This is a genomic window from Bradyrhizobium sp. SZCCHNR3119 (assembly GCF_032487775.1).
Lineage (GTDB): Bacteria > Pseudomonadota > Alphaproteobacteria > Rhizobiales > Xanthobacteraceae > Bradyrhizobium.
The window spans coordinates 3913113-3930935 of sequence record NZ_JAUEUV010000001.1 but is presented as its reverse complement, the minus strand read 5'-3'; the positions used below and the strand labels follow the sequence as shown (position 1 = coordinate 3930935).

Annotated in this window: 16 protein-coding genes; 4 read left to right on the top strand and 12 right to left on the bottom strand. The window is 64.4% G+C overall.

Annotation, left to right across the window (positions count from 1 at the left end; all coding sequences use genetic code 11):
• Positions 1-389: 389 nt before the first annotated feature.
• Positions 390-635: a hypothetical protein gene (locus QX034_RS18180; protein ID WP_315701143.1), complete on the top strand. Its 246-nt coding sequence runs from the start codon at positions 390-392 to the stop codon at positions 633-635.
• A 449-nt stretch (positions 636-1084) separates the two neighbouring features.
• Positions 1085-3190: a tetratricopeptide repeat protein gene (locus QX034_RS18175; protein ID WP_316196089.1), complete on the top strand. Its 2106-nt coding sequence runs from the start codon at positions 1085-1087 to the stop codon at positions 3188-3190.
• Between the two features lie 27 nt (positions 3191-3217).
• On the opposite strand, the gene QX034_RS18170 is transcribed toward QX034_RS18175, so the two are convergent.
• The 7 genes from QX034_RS18170 to QX034_RS18140 form a co-directional block, all read right to left on the bottom strand.
• Positions 3218-4087 (bottom strand): hypothetical protein, encoded by an 870-nt coding sequence (locus QX034_RS18170; RefSeq protein WP_315728526.1) that lies wholly within the window; start codon positions 4085-4087, stop codon positions 3218-3220.
• Positions 4088-4222: 135 nt separating this feature from the next.
• The gene (locus QX034_RS18165; protein ID WP_315701145.1) at positions 4223-5437 is read right to left on the bottom strand and encodes a M20 family metallopeptidase; all 1215 of its coding nucleotides are present in this window, start codon (positions 5435-5437) and stop codon (positions 4223-4225) included.
• Between the two features lie 19 nt (positions 5438-5456).
• Positions 5457-7037: an ABC transporter ATP-binding protein gene (gene nikE / locus QX034_RS18160; protein WP_315701146.1), complete on the bottom strand. Its 1581-nt coding sequence runs from the start codon at positions 7035-7037 to the stop codon at positions 5457-5459.
• Positions 7034-7864 (bottom strand): ABC transporter permease, encoded by an 831-nt coding sequence (locus tag QX034_RS18155; RefSeq protein ID WP_315701147.1) that lies wholly within the window; start codon positions 7862-7864, stop codon positions 7034-7036. Before QX034_RS18155 ends, nikE begins: the two co-directional genes overlap by 4 nt.
• Complete coding sequence (locus tag QX034_RS18150; RefSeq protein WP_315701148.1) at positions 7857-8804, bottom strand: ABC transporter permease; 948 nt, start codon at positions 8802-8804, stop codon at positions 7857-7859. The genes QX034_RS18155 and QX034_RS18150 overlap by 8 nt, the downstream gene beginning before the upstream one ends.
• 14 nt (positions 8805-8818) lie before the next feature.
• Entirely contained in the window at positions 8819-10369 is a 1551-nt protein-coding gene (locus QX034_RS18145) for an ABC transporter substrate-binding protein (RefSeq protein WP_315701149.1), read from the bottom strand.
• 11 nt (positions 10370-10380) lie between these two features.
• Entirely contained in the window at positions 10381-11691 is a 1311-nt protein-coding gene (locus QX034_RS18140) for a M20 family metallopeptidase (RefSeq protein ID WP_315703089.1), read from the bottom strand.
• A gap of 80 nt (positions 11692-11771) precedes the next feature.
• On the opposite strand from QX034_RS18140, the gene QX034_RS18135 reads away from it, so the two are divergent.
• Positions 11772-12533: a GntR family transcriptional regulator gene (locus QX034_RS18135; protein WP_315701150.1), complete on the top strand. Its 762-nt coding sequence runs from the start codon at positions 11772-11774 to the stop codon at positions 12531-12533.
• A 150-nt stretch (positions 12534-12683) separates the two neighbouring features.
• Here the strand turns inward: QX034_RS18135 and QX034_RS18130 are convergent, their stop codons facing one another.
• The 3 genes from QX034_RS18130 to QX034_RS18120 form a co-directional block, all read right to left on the bottom strand.
• Positions 12684-13349, bottom strand: a complete 666-nt coding sequence (locus tag QX034_RS18130) for a methionine ABC transporter permease (protein ID WP_315701151.1) — start codon at positions 13347-13349, stop codon at positions 12684-12686.
• Complete coding sequence (locus tag QX034_RS18125) at positions 13339-14463, bottom strand: methionine ABC transporter ATP-binding protein (protein WP_315701152.1); 1125 nt, start codon at positions 14461-14463, stop codon at positions 13339-13341. Before QX034_RS18125 ends, QX034_RS18130 begins: the two co-directional genes overlap by 11 nt.
• Positions 14464-14706: 243 nt before the next feature.
• A complete protein-coding gene (locus QX034_RS18120) occupies positions 14707-15552 on the bottom strand; it encodes a CmcJ/NvfI family oxidoreductase (protein ID WP_315701153.1) in 846 nt (281 codons plus the stop codon).
• 374 nt (positions 15553-15926) lie between these two features.
• Here QX034_RS18120 and QX034_RS18115 point away from each other — a divergent pair, with 374 nt between their 5' ends.
• A complete protein-coding gene (locus tag QX034_RS18115) occupies positions 15927-16205 on the top strand; it encodes a hypothetical protein (protein WP_315701154.1) in 279 nt (92 codons plus the stop codon).
• A 70-nt stretch (positions 16206-16275) separates the two neighbouring features.
• Here the strand turns inward: QX034_RS18115 and QX034_RS18110 are convergent, their stop codons facing one another.
• Both QX034_RS18110 and QX034_RS18105 read right to left on the bottom strand, forming a co-directional pair.
• A complete protein-coding gene (locus QX034_RS18110) occupies positions 16276-17214 on the bottom strand; it encodes a TauD/TfdA family dioxygenase (RefSeq protein WP_315701155.1) in 939 nt (312 codons plus the stop codon).
• A gap of 32 nt (positions 17215-17246) precedes the next feature.
• On the bottom strand, positions 17247-17450 hold the full coding sequence (locus QX034_RS18105; RefSeq protein ID WP_315701156.1) for a hypothetical protein: 204 nt from the start codon (positions 17448-17450) through the stop codon (positions 17247-17249).
• Positions 17451-17823 lie beyond the last annotated feature (373 nt).

Sequence of the window (17823 nt, the reverse complement as noted above, 5' to 3'; positions counted from 1 at the left end):
ACACGACGCCCTTCACCTTCGCCTGGGACGAGACCTTCGACGTCGGAATGGATACCGGCACCGCCGTCGACGACAAGGACTATCAGACCCCGTTCGTCTTCTCGGGCAAGCTTGAGAAGATCACGGTGGATCTCGGCGAGGGGCCGGTGTCGGAAGAGTCGATGACGGCCTGGATGAAGGCGATCTCGACTCGCGATGTGGAACGGGCGGCTCCCGGCGTGTCGCCGCCGTCCCATCCGGCAGCCCCGACGAAATAGATCCCGACGGATGGAGGGTGCTTTCCACGAAGGGCACCCTCTGGCGCGACTTCGGAATCGGACCAACACATCCTCTCGATTCCGCAATTGGAGGGCTTCATGATAAGTCGTCACGCAATGTGCATCTCAACCATGATGCTGGCCGACCTGCTGGCTCCCGGCGGCGCTTCCGCGCAAACCGCCGACGAGACCGTGCAAAACATGCTCGCCGCACAAATCCGAGCGCAGGGCTTTGTCTGCGAGAAGCCGCTGAGCGCCACACAAGATACGAATCTCTCCAAACCCGATCATGCGGTTTGGGTGCTCAAATGCAGCAATGCGAGTTATCAGGTGAGCCGTGCCCCCGACATGGCTGCGAAGGTTCAGCAGCTTCAATAGGTGCGTTGCCGATGTTCCGGCTCGGGTCCAGCCCTTCTGCTCGGAAAGACCTTCGCGACGGAAGCGAGACTCGTGCTTCACGCAGACGATCTTGGCGTGTAATCCAAACGGATAGACGACGCACGGATCGGTAAAGAGACGTGGCCAAGGGCTCTCGAAGGAACCGTAAACGAAAAAGGACCGACGCCGATACGCGACCGCAGGTGCTGTCTGGCGCGTCGCAACAGCCCGAAGCGGTCGCCAGCAAACGCATTCTCTGGCTGGGGATTGGCCCGAGCCTGCTTCTTCTCGCCCTGGTCATAGGCGGCGCACTCTACTGGCTCACGAAGTCCGACCTCCCGCCTGCGCCGCATCAAACCGCGGAGTTGAGCTTTGTCGGCAGCCAGGCCTGCGCTGGGTGCCATCAAGCCGAGACGAAGCTCTGGCAGACCTCGCAACACCGGCACGCGATGGATCACGCGACCGGACGGTCGGTGCGCGGCGATTTCAATGACGCAACGTTCGAATATGCCGGCACGCGCTCCCGCTTCTTCCGCGAGGGAGAAAAATTCATTGTCGAGACCGACGGCCCGGACGGCAAACTCGGGACGTTCGAAATCAAATACGCGTTCGGCGTGGAGCCATTGCAACAATACCTGATCGAATTCGCCGATGGCCGTATTCAGGCCCTGTCCATTGCTTGGGATACACGGCCGAAGGATCAAGGCGGACAGCGCTGGTTTCACCTGTATCCGGATGCAGCGGTCACCAACAAAGATCCCCTGCACTGGACCAAACTGAACCAGAACTGGAACTTCATGTGCGCCGAGTGCCACTCGACCGACGTTCACAAGAACTATGACGCGGCCAAGGGCCGGTTCGCAACGACCTTCGCCGAGATCAGTGTAGGCTGCGAAGCCTGTCACGGCGCGGGGTCACGCCACGTCGAATGGGCTCACCAGAAGCTGGCGTCGCGCGGCTTCGACCCCGGCTTGCTCGTGAAATTCGACGAACGGACGGGCATCACCTGGTCGACCGAGGCCGGAACGTTGAGGCCGATCCGCAGCGCGCCGGCGCCGGCCTTGCGCAAGGAGGTCGAAACCTGCGGGCGCTGCCACGCGCGCCGCGGCCAGCTTTCGGAAGACTGGATTCCGGGACGCCCACTCTCGGAGACCCATCGAGTCTCGCTCCTCGATCAGCAGCGCTTCCATCCCGACGGCCAGATGCGCGACGACGAGGAGACCTACAATTACGCCCCGTTCAAGCAGAGCAGGATGTTCGCCAAGGGCGTGACCTGCAGCGACTGCCACGACCCGCACAGTGCGGCCCTGAAGGCACCCGGCGATGGCATCTGTGCGCAGTGTCATGCTGCCGCGACATATGAAACGGCCGCGCACCGGCACCATGCCGATGTCTCGCCGGCGCCGGGCTGCCCCTCCTGCCACATGCCGGAACGCCGCTACATGGTCGTCGACCGACGCCATGACCATGGCTTCCGGATTCCCCGCCCCGATCTCTCCATGCAGACAGGCGCACCCAATGCCTGCAACGACTGCCACCGCGACAAGTCGGCGGCCTGGGCAGCACAACAGATCGAGAGCTGGTTCGGGCCGGAGCGACACGGCTATCAGAGCTATGCATCGGCATTTCATGCCGCCTGGACCGAAGCCGCTGATGCGCAAGCCCTGCTTGCGACTGTTGCTGGCGCAGGCGAACTGCCTGGCATCGTCCGCGCCAGCGCTCTGGCCGAGCTTCCCACGCCGGACCTCGACCTGATCCGCCGCGGCCTCTCAGACCCGGATCCACTGGTCAGGCTGGGGGCGCTCGACGGGCTGGAAGGAGTGCCGGCCGATCGGCTCTGGGCGCTCGCCTCCGCGCAATTGACCGACCCGATCCGTGGCGTGCGCATCCGTGCCGCCGAGCTTCTCGCATCGGTTCCCGCCGCACGTCAGCCTGTCGCCGAGCGCGACAAGTTTGCACAAGCCGCAGCCGAATTCGTTGCGGCGCAGAATCTCAACGCCGACCGTCCGGACGCCCGAACGGCACTCGGCAACTTCTTCGTCCGCCAAGCGAGAGCCGCTGACGCCGAAGCCGAGTACCAGGCTGCGCTGAAGCTCGATCCCTCGTTTGCAGCCGCCGCCATCAATCTGGCCGACCTGTATCGGCAGCTCGGACGTGACGGTGACGGCGAGCGGGTCCTGCGCGAGGCTCTCTCCACATCGGCGCAAGACGCCTCGCTTCACCACGCGCTCGGCTTGACGCTCGTCCGCCTGAAGCGCAACGAGGCGGCGCTCGACGAGCTGCGTCAAGCAGCCTCGCTCGACCCCGGCCAGGCACGCTACGCCTATGTCTATGCCGTGGGGCTAAATTCCTCCGGCCGCCGCGACGAGGCTCTTGCCGTCTTGAGGAATGGTTTGCAAAGTCATCCCAATGATCGCGACATCCTTGCTGCGGCGCTCGCACTGAGCCGCGAAAGCGGCGATACGGCATCTGCCCTGGACTATGCAGCCCAGCTCTCGCGTTTGATGCCCGGCAACAGCGAACTTGAAGCCCTGATCAAGCAGCTGAAGCGATAGCGTGCGACGAAAGAGGCTGCGACCGAGCTAGTTCCGCACCGCGTAGAGCGGCGTTCTGAGCGTGAGCTGGAATGCCGGTTTCGGTACCCACATGATCTCGGCGGTCACGCCAAACAGCCGGTTGTCGTTGTCATCCATACGGTCCAGATCGAGCCGCACGATGGGCTGCGTGAATGGCCGGACCGGCGTGAGGCTCAGAAGCTGGGCGCCGTCGAACGACTGCACGCCCACGCGGCCCGTGAACTTCCAGTTGTTGGGCCATTGATAATAGCCGCCGACATAGCCGATCGTATTTGGGTTGATCCTTACCGCTGCGGTGGCCATTTCGACGCGCGTGTACTGGACGCCTGCGAGCAGACCGCGTGTCTCGTCCTTGTCCAGGGCATAGTCGAACTCGACAATATTGTTGAAGGACGTTGCGGCCAGGGGGCCGTTCGGTATCGATTGGGTGATTGTCGATTGCAGAGTTACGGTCGGAAACGTCCCACCATTCTGCTCGTAGACGTCGGCCTGGAACCCGACATTCCAGCTCGTGATGTCAAATGAGGACCAGCCGCTTCCCGCGAATTGCGTGGAGCTGCCGGACACACCGGCGTAGAGCGAGATGTGGTCGGTGACGTCGACCGTAAATGGAACATCGACGTTCAGGGACTTCGCCGCCGGCAATCCGGCCGACAATGCCGCGCCGTTGGGCCCGCCAAGCGTCTGCACTGCGCTGAACAAGGAGGGATGACCGAAGCCGAACGCCAGAGTCCCAGCAGGCAGCTGCGAATAATAGGTCCTGAGGTCCAGATACATCGTCGGCGCAGCTGGCTTTGTATCGCTGCCGTCGTCGTTATCCGCGGCCCAAGCGTTCGCTGCCGGGCAGATCAGGACGAGGCCGAGCGCCGCCATCATAGCGGCCCGAACCCCATTCGATATGCGGCTCGAATTGAACACGACCATGGCGTTCCAGCAATTCGGTTCGAAACAATGAAGCCATCTTGTCACGAATCGCGCGCTTTGTCCGCCCGGTCCCGGCGACAAATTTCGTCAGCTGCAGATTTCGAGGATCGTCAGCATATAGATTCGGATCATATCCAGGAAATCTGCGATATCGACCCGCTCGTCCGGCATGGTGTTGTAGCGGCCGCCCGGTCCGCACACGATACCCTCCATGCCGCCGTAGGTATAGAGATGGCCGGCATCCGTCCCGTAGAAGCAGCTCGGTGCGACCGGTCCGGTCGGTTGCTGCTCGCCACGCACTGCGCGGTAAGCCTGGTTGATCGCAAGGACGATCGGACTTTCAGGAGCCACCTCGAAAGGCGGCATGGTCGGTACGCCGGCGCGGTCCTCCGACATGATCTCGGCCTTCAGGCCGGGAAAGCGCGCCTGCAGCGCATCGAGTTCCCGGCGCATGTCGGCGATGGCGCCGGCTTCGGTCTGGCCCGGCGCATAGCGTCCCGAGCCCTTGATGCGGACAAAATCGGCGACCTGCGGCGTGCGCCATTCGTGCAGCTCGCGGCCGAGGGCGCCGTGGACGACACCGACATGAACGCGATTGATCCCTTCGTGCGCAGGCGAGCGCGCACCGGAAAATTTCATCGCGTTGAGACGCGGAATGAGATCGCAAGCCGCCGCGATCGCATCGACGGCCTCTTCGCGCTTGGAAAGATGGCGGGTATTGCCCGTGAGCTCGATGATGAACATGAACGCGGCCGCGTGCATGGTCATCGCCTTCAGGTCGGTCGGCTCGGAATTGACGAAGTAGTCGGCGCGCAGCCCCTGTTCGAGCAGCGAATAGGTCCCGACGCCGCCCTGCAGCTCGCCGACCACATAGGTGAGGATGACGTCCCCCTTCAGCTTCACGCCGGCATCGATCAGCGTCTTGACCGCGCAGAAATAGGCGGCATCGCCAGCCTTCATGTTGGAGACGCCGATGCCGTAGATGAAGTCGTCGTCGACCTTGCCGGCCCAGGGATCGACGGTCCACCCCTCCGTTACCGGGTTGGTGTCGACATGGCCGTTGAACAACAGGCTCTTGCCACCGCCGGAGCCCTTCCAGCGACCGACCGCGTTGACCCGGCCCTCGTTGCCGAACGGCGCGAGCTCGGAATCCAGACCGATCTCGCGCATGCGCTCCGCCATGAAGGCCGCGAGCTGCTTCTCGCCTTCGGTCTTGGAGTAGCTCTTGTGCTGAACCATGCGCGACAGCAGCTCCAGAGAGCCCGCGACGTCGATCCGAGCGAAAAGCGCGTTGTGGTCCATGAAGTCAAATCCTTGCAAATCAGCCGACCGGTGCCGGCGAGGCAGCCATCAGCTCGCGGGTATACGGATGAACGTGGTCCGTATCGAAGTCCTCGACAGGCAGACAATCGACCAAATGGCCGTGCCGCATCACGGCAATCCGGTGCGCGATCTGCCTGATCAGGTTGAGGTCGTGGGTGATGAAGAGATAGGCTGCGCCGGTCTCGGCGCGTAGCGTGAGCAGCAGCTCGATGATCTGGGCCTGCACCGAAACATCGAGGGGCGCGGTGATCTCGTCGCAGATCACGAGCTTTGGACGCGCTGCAAAGGCGCGCGCGATCGCCACCCGCTGCTTCTCACCGCCGGAGAGCTGATGCGGCCAGCGCGAGGCATAGGACCGGGGCAGCTTGACCTGCTCGAGCAGCCGGGGAACCTCCGCCGCATCGCCGCCATAGAGCTTGAGCGGGCGCGACAGGATCTCGCCGATCCGGTGACGCGGATTGAGCGAGGAATCCGGATGCTGGAATATGATCTGAACGTCACGCCGATACGCCGCGTTCATGTCGCGGCCGCCATGCAGCGTGCGGTTGGCGAATGCGATCTCACCGGAAAAGCGCGCCAGGCCGGTGAGCGCGCGCGCAATGGACGACTTGCCCGAACCGGACTCGCCGACCAGGCCGAGGATTTCGCCAGCCCGGATCGAAAGGTCGACGGCATGCGTCGCTGGCGGCGGCGCGGCCCGAAACAGTCCGCCGCGGCCATAGTGCACGCCGATGCGGTTTGCGGCGAGAAGAACACGTTGCTCCGGACTGTCGTGCACCAGACGGCGTTCGGGTCGCGGCACCGCCGCGACCAAGGCACGCGTATCGGCCTGCCGGGGGAAGCGGAAAATCTCGGACGCCCGCCCCTGCTCGACCACGCGACCGTGTTTGATCACCGCGACGCGGTCGGCGACGCGCGTCATCATCGCGAGATCATGCGAGATATAGAGCGCGGCGACCTTGGTCTCGGCACGCAGCCGCGCAAACAGGTCGAGGATACGGGCGCCGGTGATGACGTCGAGCGCAGTGGTCGGCTCGTCGAACAGGATGACGTCCGGCCTGCAGCCGAAAGCCGTGGCGATGATGACGCGCTGCTTCTCGCCACCCGAGATCTCGTGCGGGTAGCGCTGCATGATCGCCGCGGGATTGCGCAGTTCGACATGACCGAGCAGCTCAATGGCGAGCGCCTCGGCCTCGCGCGCCCGCAAGCCGCGATGCCGGATCAGCGCTTCCGTGACTTGGCGTCCGACCGTCAGCGTTGGGTTCAGCGCAGTGGACGGATCCTGGAACACCATGCCGAGCCTGCGGCCGCGAACATGCGTCAACTGCTTGGCCGTCAAACGCTGCAAATCGATGTCACCGAGCGTCAGCGAGCCAGCCACCTCACGGGCGTTGGCCGGCAGATGACGCATCAAGGCCCAAGCGAGCGAACTCTTGCCCGAGCCGGATTCGCCGACAAGGCCGAGCACTTCACCCGGCGCGATCTCGAGCGAGACATCGCGGAGCACCTGCACGGGGCCAGCGGCGGTGATATAGTCCAGCGCGTAGTTCGCGACCGCAAGTGCAGGGCGTGCCGTCATCGCTCGGCCCTCGGATTGAGCGCATCGCGCAGCCCGTCGCCGACCAGATTGAAGGCGATCGCCGCGAGTGCGATCGCAGCCGAGGGCGCGATCAGCACCCAGGGCGCCTGATGCATGTATTGACGCGCATCCGCCACCATCAGTCCCCATTCGGAAGCGGGCGGCTGGGCGCCGAGACCGAGGAAGCTCAAGGTCGCGAACAGCATCACGGCGAACGAGACCCGGATGGTGGACTCGATCACGATCGGCGCCATGACGTTGGGCAGCATCTCGCGGAAGACGATCCAGCTCGCGCCCTCGCCCCGCGAGCTGGCCGCCTTGACATAGTCCTGATTGCGCACGGCCAGCGCCACCGCGCGCGTCACCCGCGCCATGCCCGGTGCGAACGCCGCTGCGATGGCGATCACCGCGTTGCCGGCACCATTGCCGAGCGTGCTGACCAGCAGCAGCGCCATCAGAAGGCCGGGAATCGCCATGATCGCATCATTGGTCCGCATGATGATCTCGTCCGCCTTGCCGCCGAGATAGGCCGATGCGGTGCCGATCACCGCGCCGGCGACACTGCCGATCAGGGTGGCCGCGAGCGCCATCGGAAGCGTCGAGCGGGCGCCGAACAGCAGGCGGCTCAGCACATCGCGGCCGAACTGGTCGGCGCCGAGCCAGTTCTGCCAGCCCGGCGCGCGGAAGCGGCCGAGGAAATCCATCTTCTCCGGCGCGTAAGGCGCGATCCACGGGCCGAAAAGGCAGGCCAAGGTCAGCATCACCAGCAGCGCGACACCGATCGCGCCTTGCGGCTTGTGCAACAGGCGGCGCAGCAACTCAGTCATAGCGGATGCGCCTGTCGATCAGAGCATAGACGACGTCGGCCGCCGTGTTGGTGATCGCGTAGGTCACGGCCATGATCATGGCGCCGGCCTGGATCGACGGCAGGTCGCGCGTCGTGATCGCGATCATCAGCGCGCGCCCGATGCCGGGAATGGCGAAGATTTCCTCGATGACGATGATGCCGCCCAGGAGATAGCCGACATCCAGCGCGATGATGGTGATGACCGGCAACAGCGCGTTGCGCAGCGCATGCCGCGTCAGCACGGTCCGCTCCGGCAATCCCTTGAGCCGCGCGGCGCGGATGTAGTCGGACTGCAGCACGTCGAGCGTCTCGGACCGCATCATCCGCATGACGTGAGCGACCAGGATGACCGAGACGGTGAGCACGGGCAGCGCCAGATGGGCGATCGCCGCAGCCGTGTCCTCCAACGGCGACACGTAGCCGGTGGCTGGCAGCCAGGGCAGCTTGTCCGTGAACACCAGCGTGAGGATCGTGGCCGTGACGAACTCCGGCAGCGAGACACCGACATAAGCAGCAAGGCTGGTGATCGTATCGGCCAGCCGGCCCTGTCTGATAGCGGCGAAAATACCGAGCGGCACCGCAATAACGAGGGTGACCAAGATCGCGCAGAGCGCAAGCAGCAGCGAGCGCAACAGCGCGGTCAGCATCTCCGGCGCGACCGGCAAACCGGTGCGCATCGAGACGCCGAAATCGCCCAGAGCAGCGTGCGCCGCCCAATGAACGAATTGCAGCCAGACGGGGTCATTGAGACCGAGCCTGGCACGAACCGCGGCGAGAGCCTCCGGTGAGGCGTTCTCGCCGAGCAGGGTCTGAGCCGCATCGGCCGGCAGCGCCTGGGTGATGGCAAACACCAGCACGCAGACGATGACGACCGTGTAGGCCATCAGGAGCAGCCGCCGCAGCAGCCAGGCAAACGACATTGGACGTCCCGATGTCAGGCGCGCTTCGGCGCACCGGCCCCGAGCGAGACCTTGTCCAGCAGGAACACGGAGCCGCGCGGATGCAGCACATAGCCGGAAACATAGGACCGCTGCGCTGCGAGGATGTCGAAGAACACCGGGATCACCGACGGGACCTCATCGTTCATCATCGCCTGGGCCCGATCATAAAGCGCTCTGCGATTGGCTTCGGCGGTTTCGGCGCGCGCCGCGTTGACGACCTCGTCGAAGCGGGGGTTGTTCCAGCGCGTCTCGTTCCAGGCCGCGTCCGAGGTGTAGAGCAGCTTGAAGATCGCATCTGCCGTCGGCTGCATGTTGTAGAAGCCGACATAGAAGTTGCCCTTCTTCCAGACCTGGTCGAGATAGGTGGCATGCGGCATGGTCTGGACGTTGATACGGAATCCCGCAGGCGCGGCCATCTCGCGGATCGCGACACCGAGCTGCGTTCGCGTCTCCGGTTTGTCGGAGGCCACCAGCGTCAGGTCGAGGCCACCGGGATAGCCGGCATCGGCCAAAAGCTTCTTGGCCTTGGCGATGTCCGGCTTCTTCAGCGGAATGTCCTTGTAGAAGCGATAGGCCGGGCTCAACGGCGTGTCGTTGCCCGCTGTGCCGTAGCCGCCTGCGACGAAACCCGCCATCGCCTCGCGATCGACGGTCAGCGCCAGCGCCTGGCGTACGCGGACGTCGTTGAACGGCTTCTGGTCGCAGCCCATGTTGACGTTGAGAAACTGGCCGGACGGCGTGCGCAGCGCCTTGACGCCCGCCGCTTTGGCAAGGCGCTCATATTCGCCGGGCGTCGTCGACAGCATCAGATCGGTGTCGCCCGAGATCAGCGCCGATGCTTCCGCCGTGCGATCCGGGTAAACCAGGATCTCGACCCGGTCGAGATAAGGCCGCGCGGGATCGTAGTAGCTGGCATTGCGTTCGACGACGATCTTGCGGTCTGGCTCGTATGAGACGAGCTTGAACGGGCCGGTGCCGTTCGGCTTGGTGGCAAGGCTGCCGAGGTCGCCGGCGATGGCCTTCGCTGGCACGATGCGCGCGTTAGTGTAGGCGAGCGCAACCGGCAGGTCGGCAAAGGCGCTCGAAAGCGTGAACTTGACCGTGAGCGGATCGAGGGCTGCGATCTCCTTGATCGGGCCGACATTGGTGCGCCCCGGCGAGGCCGTCTTGGGATCGAGAATCGCCTTGAAGGTGGCGACGACATCGTCGGCCGTCAGCGCAGTGCCGTCGTGGAAGGTGACGTTGGGCCGCAGTTTGAAGGTCCATTCGAACAGACCGGCATCGGCGTGCCAGGACAACGCAAGATCCGGCTCCACCGTCATGTCGGGCTTCAGCCGGGTGAGGTTCGAGTACAGCAACTCGGTGACGAGATATTCCGGATTCACCCGCGTCAGCAGCGGATGGATCACGGCCACGCCCTGATCGACGGAGATGCGCAGGACGCCGCCGCGCGCCGGCGCCTCGGCGGCGCCCGCGACATGCGGCAAGGCGGCGAATGTGAGCGCGGTTCCTGCGAGAAAATGACGACGGGACAGGGACGGCATGTTGCGTGTCCTCAAGGATGATTCACGGCTTCGGGAGAAAGATCGGGACGAAATTCAGCGCAGAGATAGGCCAGCACCGATTTGGCCAGCGCCACGATGTCGGACACGGTGGTGGATTCCCCAGGCGCGTGAATGCGGCTGGTCGGTCGGCCGAGACCGGTCAGCAGCACCTCCTGCATGCCGGTCCGCTGGACCCAGCCGAAATCCGAGCAGCCCGACGCGCCCCATGTGGCGAAATCCTCTGCCGCATAGCCAAAGCCGGCCGAGAGCGCGCTCTGCCAGCGCGGCCAGTGCGGCCCGGTCGGATCGGACGTCGGCATCAGATGGCCGGTCAGAACAATTTCGACGTCGAGGCCTTCGGTGGCCTGCGCGATCGCGGTCTCGATCTCGGCACGCGCGGCGACGAAATCCTCCTCGGGCGCATAGCGTCGGCACAGCAGGATCTCGAACAGCGACGGAATCTGCCCGCCGCACTGACCGCCATGGGCCGCGACAATATCGAGCTGCGCCGTCAGCGGCCCGCTCGCCTGCGGTGGCGGCGGCAGGCTCGACACACGCCGCGCGATCGCCGGCTTCAGCGCGCTGAGCGTATTGAGCAGCGGCAGCGCCGCCTCGATCGCATTGGCGCCATTGCTGCGCTGCTCGCCGGCATGCGCCGCCTTGCCGTGAATGCGTACCAAAAGCGTGAACAGGCCAAAGCAGCCGGCCCAGATGCGCGGCGCGGCACTGCCGTTGAAATTGAGGATGTGGCCTTCGAGCAGGCCCTGCTCGGCCAGATAGCGCACCCCAGGATAAAGCCCGGCCTCCTCGTCGGTACACAACAGCAGCATCGGATCGTAGGCCAGCGGCAGCTTCGTCGCGGCTGCCGCCCGCAACGCCAACAACACTGCCGCGATCGTGCCTTTCATGTCGGCTGCGCCAAGGCCGATCAGCCGATCGCCATCGCGGGTCAGGCAAAACGGGTCGCTGCCCCAGCCCGGCGCGGCCGGCACGGTGTCGACATGGAAATAGAGCCCCAGTACCGGTTTGCCGGAGCGGCGACGCGCGATCAGATTGGTTCGCGTGCCATGCACGGGCGCTCCCGGCGCGCGCCAGAGCTGCTCGGGCACGACCACCCGCTCAGAATCGAGACCGAGCGGCGCGACCAGCGACTGCATCAGCTCAGCGAAGGCGTCATAGCCGCTGCCGGGTGGAAACGACGTATCGACGGCGACCATCCGGGCCAGATCATCGACCGCCGCCGAAGCAGATTCTTCAATGACGGCAAAAGCATCGGCCAGAGTTGGCGAAGCTCGGCCATCGGATGTCAAGGCACAGACCATCTGGATCGGCTCAAAACTATATTCTATATAGAAATAGAGTTCAGCCGATGGCATTGTCAATTGCAGGAATGAGGCAGGCGGTGGTCAGCAAAGCGGCAGAGGTGCCGGAGGTCAGTCCGGGAGGGCTGCCGGTCCCGCTCTACGAGCACGTCAAACGGCAGATCGCCGAGGCGATCCTGATCGGCGAGCTGCCGCCGGGCACCGTGCTTCCCGGCGAGGTCGCGCTCGCTGCGCAGTATGGCGTCGCCGTCGGCACCATCCGCCGCGCGCTGGCCGACCTGACATCCGGGGGCATGCTGATGCGCCGGCGCAAGACAGGAACGGTGGTCACCGGGCGCGCGTCACGGCACGGCTTGCGCTTCTTCTTCCAATATTTCCGCCTGCAGGGCGAGGACGGCAGCCTGCTGCAGTCCGACGCCGAAGTGCTGTCGGTCACGACTGAGGATGCCACTGACGCCGAGGTCGCGCTGTTCGCCCTGCCCGCACGCGCGCCATTGCTACGCCTGCACCGGGTCCGTCGCGTCACGGGCGCACCGATCCTGCACTCGCGCATTTCGCTCGTCGCCGAGCGCATTCCGGGCTTTCCGCACGAGCCCGCCAAGGTGCCCGCTTTGATCTATCGGCATCTGCTCGAAGCCTACGGCATGCGCATCGCCGCCGTGCGCGAGAAGGTCACCGCTGAACTCGCCACCGAGGAGGACTGCCGCCTGCTCCATCTCACCTCGCCGAGCGCCGTGCTGGTCATCGATGAGGAGGCCTACGACCAGACCGGCGCATTGGCGATCCGCAGCCGGCATCGCGCGACGACCGCACACCATCATTATTCGAACGAGATCCGCTGACCTCTTTCGATGCGACACATGGCTCGCCGCTCGCCCCTTGATCTGCTGAGACTGCCGGAATGGCTTCGCCCCGGCAGCAGGCGCCCGATCTCGGCATCGGAGCATGACGTCCCTGGACATGCTCAGGACGAACTCCTTTGCCTCCTGCGATCAGCGATACCGCAGCCGGCGGTTGAGGCGGCGCGCCAGATGGTCGCCAACCGTCTGCACCGTCTGCACCAGCGCGATCAGCACCACGACCACCGCCAGCATCATGTCGGGCATGAAGCGCTGATAGCCGTAGCGGATGCCGAGATCACCCAGCCCGCCGCCGCCCACCGCGCCGACCATCGCGGAGTAGCCCAAGAGGCTGACCACCGCGAGCGTCAGCGCCATCACGAGCCCGGGCAGCGCCTCGGGAATCAGCACCTTGAAGACGATCTGCAAGGGGCTCGCGCCGAACGACGACGCGGTCTCGATCAGGCCGCCGTCCACTTCGCGGATCGCAGCCTCCACCAGTCGCGCAATGAAGGGCGTTGCCGCGACCGTCAATGGAACGATCGCTGCCGCCGATCCGATCGAAGTGCCGGCGATCAGCCTCGTGAACGGGATGATGGCGACGACCAGGATGATGAATGGCGTCGAGCGCGCCGCATTGACGATCACGCCGAGGATCGCGTTGGCCGAGGGAGCGGCAAACAACTCGCCCTTGCGGCTGGTGGCGAGAAAGATGCCGAGCGGCAGCCCCAGCGTGGTTGCGACCAGCGCGGCCGTGGCGACCATGAACAGACTCTCGCCGGTCGCCTGGATGATCAGGTTGATGAGTTCAGGCGACATAGCCGAGACGCTCCGCCGCGAAATCGTGTTGAGCCAGATAGGACAGCGCCCGCCGCGACGCCGCCTCGCCGCCGGGGACGCCGAGGATCAGTGAGCCGACATGCTGGCCGCCGATCTCATCGATGCGTGCCGACAGCAGCGCGATGTCCACCGACAGCTCCCGCGCGAGCCGCGCCACGACCGTGTCGCCAGCGTCGCTGCCGCGCACCTGCACGCGAATGACGGCCTTGCCCGCCGGAACGGGCTGCGGCTCGAGCCGGCTTGCCAGCGACACCGGCACGGAATCGCCGAGCACTTCGGACAGGAAGGTCTGCGTGGTCGGATGTCTGGGATGCGTGAAGATGTCGGCGACGTGGCCACGCTCGACGATCCGGCCGCCGTCGATCACCACGACCTCCTTGGCGAGCTGCCTTACCACCGACATCTCGTGCGTGATCAGGATGATCGTGACGCCGAGTTCGCGGTTGATGTTGGCCAGCAAATCGAGGATCGCGCGGGTCGTCTGCGGATCCAGCGCCGAGGTCGCCTCGTCCGACAGCAATACGTTGGGCCGCGTTGCCAGCGCCCGAGCGATGCCGATACGTTGCTTCTGCCCCCCCGACAGCTCCGACGGATAGCGGTCATGCTTGTCGGCGATGTCGACCAGTTGAAGAAGCTCCGCCACCCTGGCCTTGATGTCGGCCTTCGACCAGCCGGCGATCTCGAGCGGCAGCGCGATGTTGTCGGCGGCGGTGCGAGACGACAGCAGATTGAAGTGCTGGAAGATCATGCCGATCGAGCGCTGTGCAAGCCGCAGCGGCCTGCCACTCAAGGATGAGATGTCGCGACCGTCGACGATCACGCGACCCGCAGTCGGCTTCTCAAGGCCATTGATCAGCCGCACCAGACTCGACTTGCCGGCACCCGAGCGGCCAATCACGCCCGTGATCGAGCCGCGCGCAATGGCGAAATCGATGTCCTGCAGAGCCTGGACGCTCGGCTTATCGCGATAGGCCGGATAGGCTTTCGACAGACGCTCGAACCGGACCATCGGCTCCGCCACGGCCATAGCAGGCACGATCGGCTCGGAGGCCTGGATCGGCTCTGCGACCGCCAGAGATGGATGGGCATTCATCGGAGGACCCTTTTCGATAGGCTGCAGTTCGATGTGCTGCAGCGCAACCAGACGGGCCGAACATGGCCCGGCCGGGTCCTGGTGGCAATTTCAGATATTGGCAGCACGGTGGGCGAAGCTTCCTCGCCCCTGCCGCGGTGGAGAAAATTCTTCCTCCTCGTACACGGCCCGATGCGGTTTTGAGTCGAATGCAGAGCGCCATCGGAGGAAAAATCGCCTGCCAGTCGCCTCCGATGCGAACGACTATTGCCGATGGAAGACCAAGGTTCGCAGTTCGATGCTCTCGCGCGGCGCCGCATCGGCCGGCGTGACCGGATCGACGAAGGCGGTGTGCGGACCGAACCGCGTGCGGCCATCGGTCGCCGAATCATAGCACTTCAGCAGCAGCACTTCGTCCGTGGTCATCTCCGGGAAATAGAACCAACGATGCGCAGGGTTGTATTTGACCGCGTAGGTCTCGCCATTCCGGTTCGGATAGATCAGGTCGGAAGCGACGAGATCATCCGGCGCGACCGTAGTCGCATCACACATCGCTAGCGGCATGTCGCGCAGCGGCCCACGAATCGGACGCCACAGATTGATCACCTGCACCCGCCCCTTCAGCAGATCCTCCGCCTCGGCACCGAGATGCTCGCGGACCCGATTGACGCCGGAATGTTCGGTCTGGTCGACATGGACCCGCGTCGACGGCTGACGCGGCCCGCCATCGCGAACGTCCGGAGCGCCTTCAACCCGCTTACGCACGGTGTGGTCGAAGATGACGACGCGATCCGCCCGTAGCGTCGCGCGGAGGAACGCCTCGGCCGCCGGATAATAGACGCTGCGCACCTCCTTGTCGTTGTAGAAATCCCGCACCACCGTCGGATGCCGTACAAGCGCAAATCCTTCGCGGTCGAGCGAGAACCCTTGCGCGACCGAGCGCGCGTCGAACACGGGCAGCTGATGCGGCTCAGCCAGCGCCGTCGACTTCGGCTCACCCGGCGGCGGATCGAAGGCATAGGTCCGCGGCTTGCCGGCGACGGGCGCAAGGTAATTCAGCTCAGCCGTTACGAACGGTAGCGATTCGATCCTTCTTTCCAGCACGGTCATGGTCATCTCCGTCACTTTAAAGCACTTGCATGAATGTTGGTCCGCAAAGCGCGCGGCGACAAGTGGACGTTCAAAATAGCAATGGCTTTGCTCTCGGATGCGGTGGACGGAGCAAATCCTTGCGCCAAGGTCCTGTTGTCACACAGAGTCGTTCTGCTCCGACGACGACGCCGCGCACCGTGCGTCAATCATGCGCCGGACCTTTGCTCCGTCTCTTCGATCTCTGGCGAAATTGCCGAACGGATCGCTTCCACGCCTGGAGGCATCGACAGCATAATCGTTGCGCGGCCTCGCTTAGTTCGTTGCGATCATTTCATTGACGCCCGCGGCAACATCCCTAGTGTGGCGGCTTTGACATTCCACGTCGCGGTCGCATGTGCCTACATCGCACACAGGTCTTCGTGCTCGACATCGCCGGACGGCCGGCATTTGCCTTCGAGGCCGCGGACCACGACGGAGCGCGCCGGCTCGCGCGTTCGGAACGGCTGCTGCAAGCGTTGGACGATTATTGCCGAGCGAAGCGTCTAGGCGCGGGCGGCCAATTGCAGATCCGTGCCGCAACGATGGCGGAGGCTGCCAGCTATTACGACATGGCCGACGAATTTGCGGAGACGGCTCCACGCCTCCTGGTTGCCCGCATCACCGGGGCTTGAGGCATCGACATGCCTCGATTCAAGCGGCATCGAGAGGCGCAGATCCGGTTCCGCGCCTCTCAATCGCCGCCTACTCCGCAGCCTCGCTGAGTCCAAGTCGCGCCTGAGGTATCTCGCCGGTGACGACCGAGACGCGCTCGCCCCAGCGTTCCTCCGGATAATAGTCCCACACCGCATGGTGCTGGCTTGCCCAATTGTCCCAGACCAGCAACGAATTCGGTTGCCAGTGCACGCGCGCCTGCAACGCAAGCTGACCTTCGACATGGCGGAACAGGAACTGCAGCAGCGCGTCGCTTTCCTTGCGGGTCAGTTGCACGATATGCGACGTGAAGGATGCGTTGACGTACAGGAATTTCCGCCCCGTGCGCGGATGCATCACCACCACCGGATGCTCGGATTGCGGATAGGTCTTGCCGGGATCCGGCTTGGCGCCATAGCCCGCCGTCCAGGCGAGCGAGCCGTCGTGGATCGCGGTCAGGCCATCGAGCAACTGCTTGATCGGATCCGACAGGAATTCATAGGCGAGATACATGTTGGCGAAGGCCGTGTCGCCGCCGAGCGGCGGCGTCTTGGTCACGCGGAGCAGCGAGACTGCAATCGGGCTTGGATCGCAGGACACGTCCGGATGCCAGCCGTCGCCGGCGGTAAAGCGCGAATCTCTGTCGGTCTTCCAGGACAGGAATTCTGGATCGAACGGACCGTCGTGACGGAAGCGCGTGGCCGCGAGTTCGTGCCGATGCAGTCCCTTGCCGAAGCGCCGCGCGAACCGCTTATGGTCTTCCTTGGAGATCTCCTGGTCGCGGAAGACGATCGCGAGGTTTTCGTCGAGCGCGCGCCGAATCTCCGCAAATTGCGCGTCGGACAGGTCCTTGGAGAGATCGACACCGCCGATCTCAGCGCCGACCGTCGGGCTGAGCTGCCGCACCTGGATCGTCTCGTAAGGTGCACGCCGCGCTGTCGTCCAGGCCTCGATTGCCAGCTTGTCGTTGAAGTCTCGGTAAAAACTCATGACCTTTGGTTCCTTGTTGAAGTGAAGGGATTTCAGAGCGGTTGCCGGCGCGCGGGTCCGCGTCCGGAGTTGGCCAATGCACGGGCCGCGATTTCCGCATCGCGTGCCGAGGGAAAGCGCCGGCCTTCGAGACTGTCGAAGGCGCGTTCCGAGGAGAAGAAGCTGAAGCCACCTTCGTCCCGTGTGACGATACCGGCAGTGCGATTGTAGACTTCGATGATGTAGGCGCTGGACATGGCGGCTCATTCGCCGGCTTCCGCACGGCGCTCCTGTCTGATCTGTGGTGTTGGGATCGAGCTTGCTGATCGTATTGATCAGCGACAGGCACCGGTCGCCGCAGAGAAGCAGCGCCCGGCATTGCGCGTGCGCGCATGTCGATACACTGTTCTGCTGTCTGTCATGCGATGACCTCTGGTCGGCGATGCAGGCTGAATATCGGCGCGAACTACACGCCGGTCAATGAAATGGCCGTTCAAAGATCGACGCGCCGCATGCGGTTTTTGCCACCACGCGCAGTTACGAAACAACGAAATGGTTCATCGCCTCACAGCTCGGAATGCTACTAATTCGCAGCCGAGCATTCGCGGAAAGCAAGCCGTCGTCGACAAG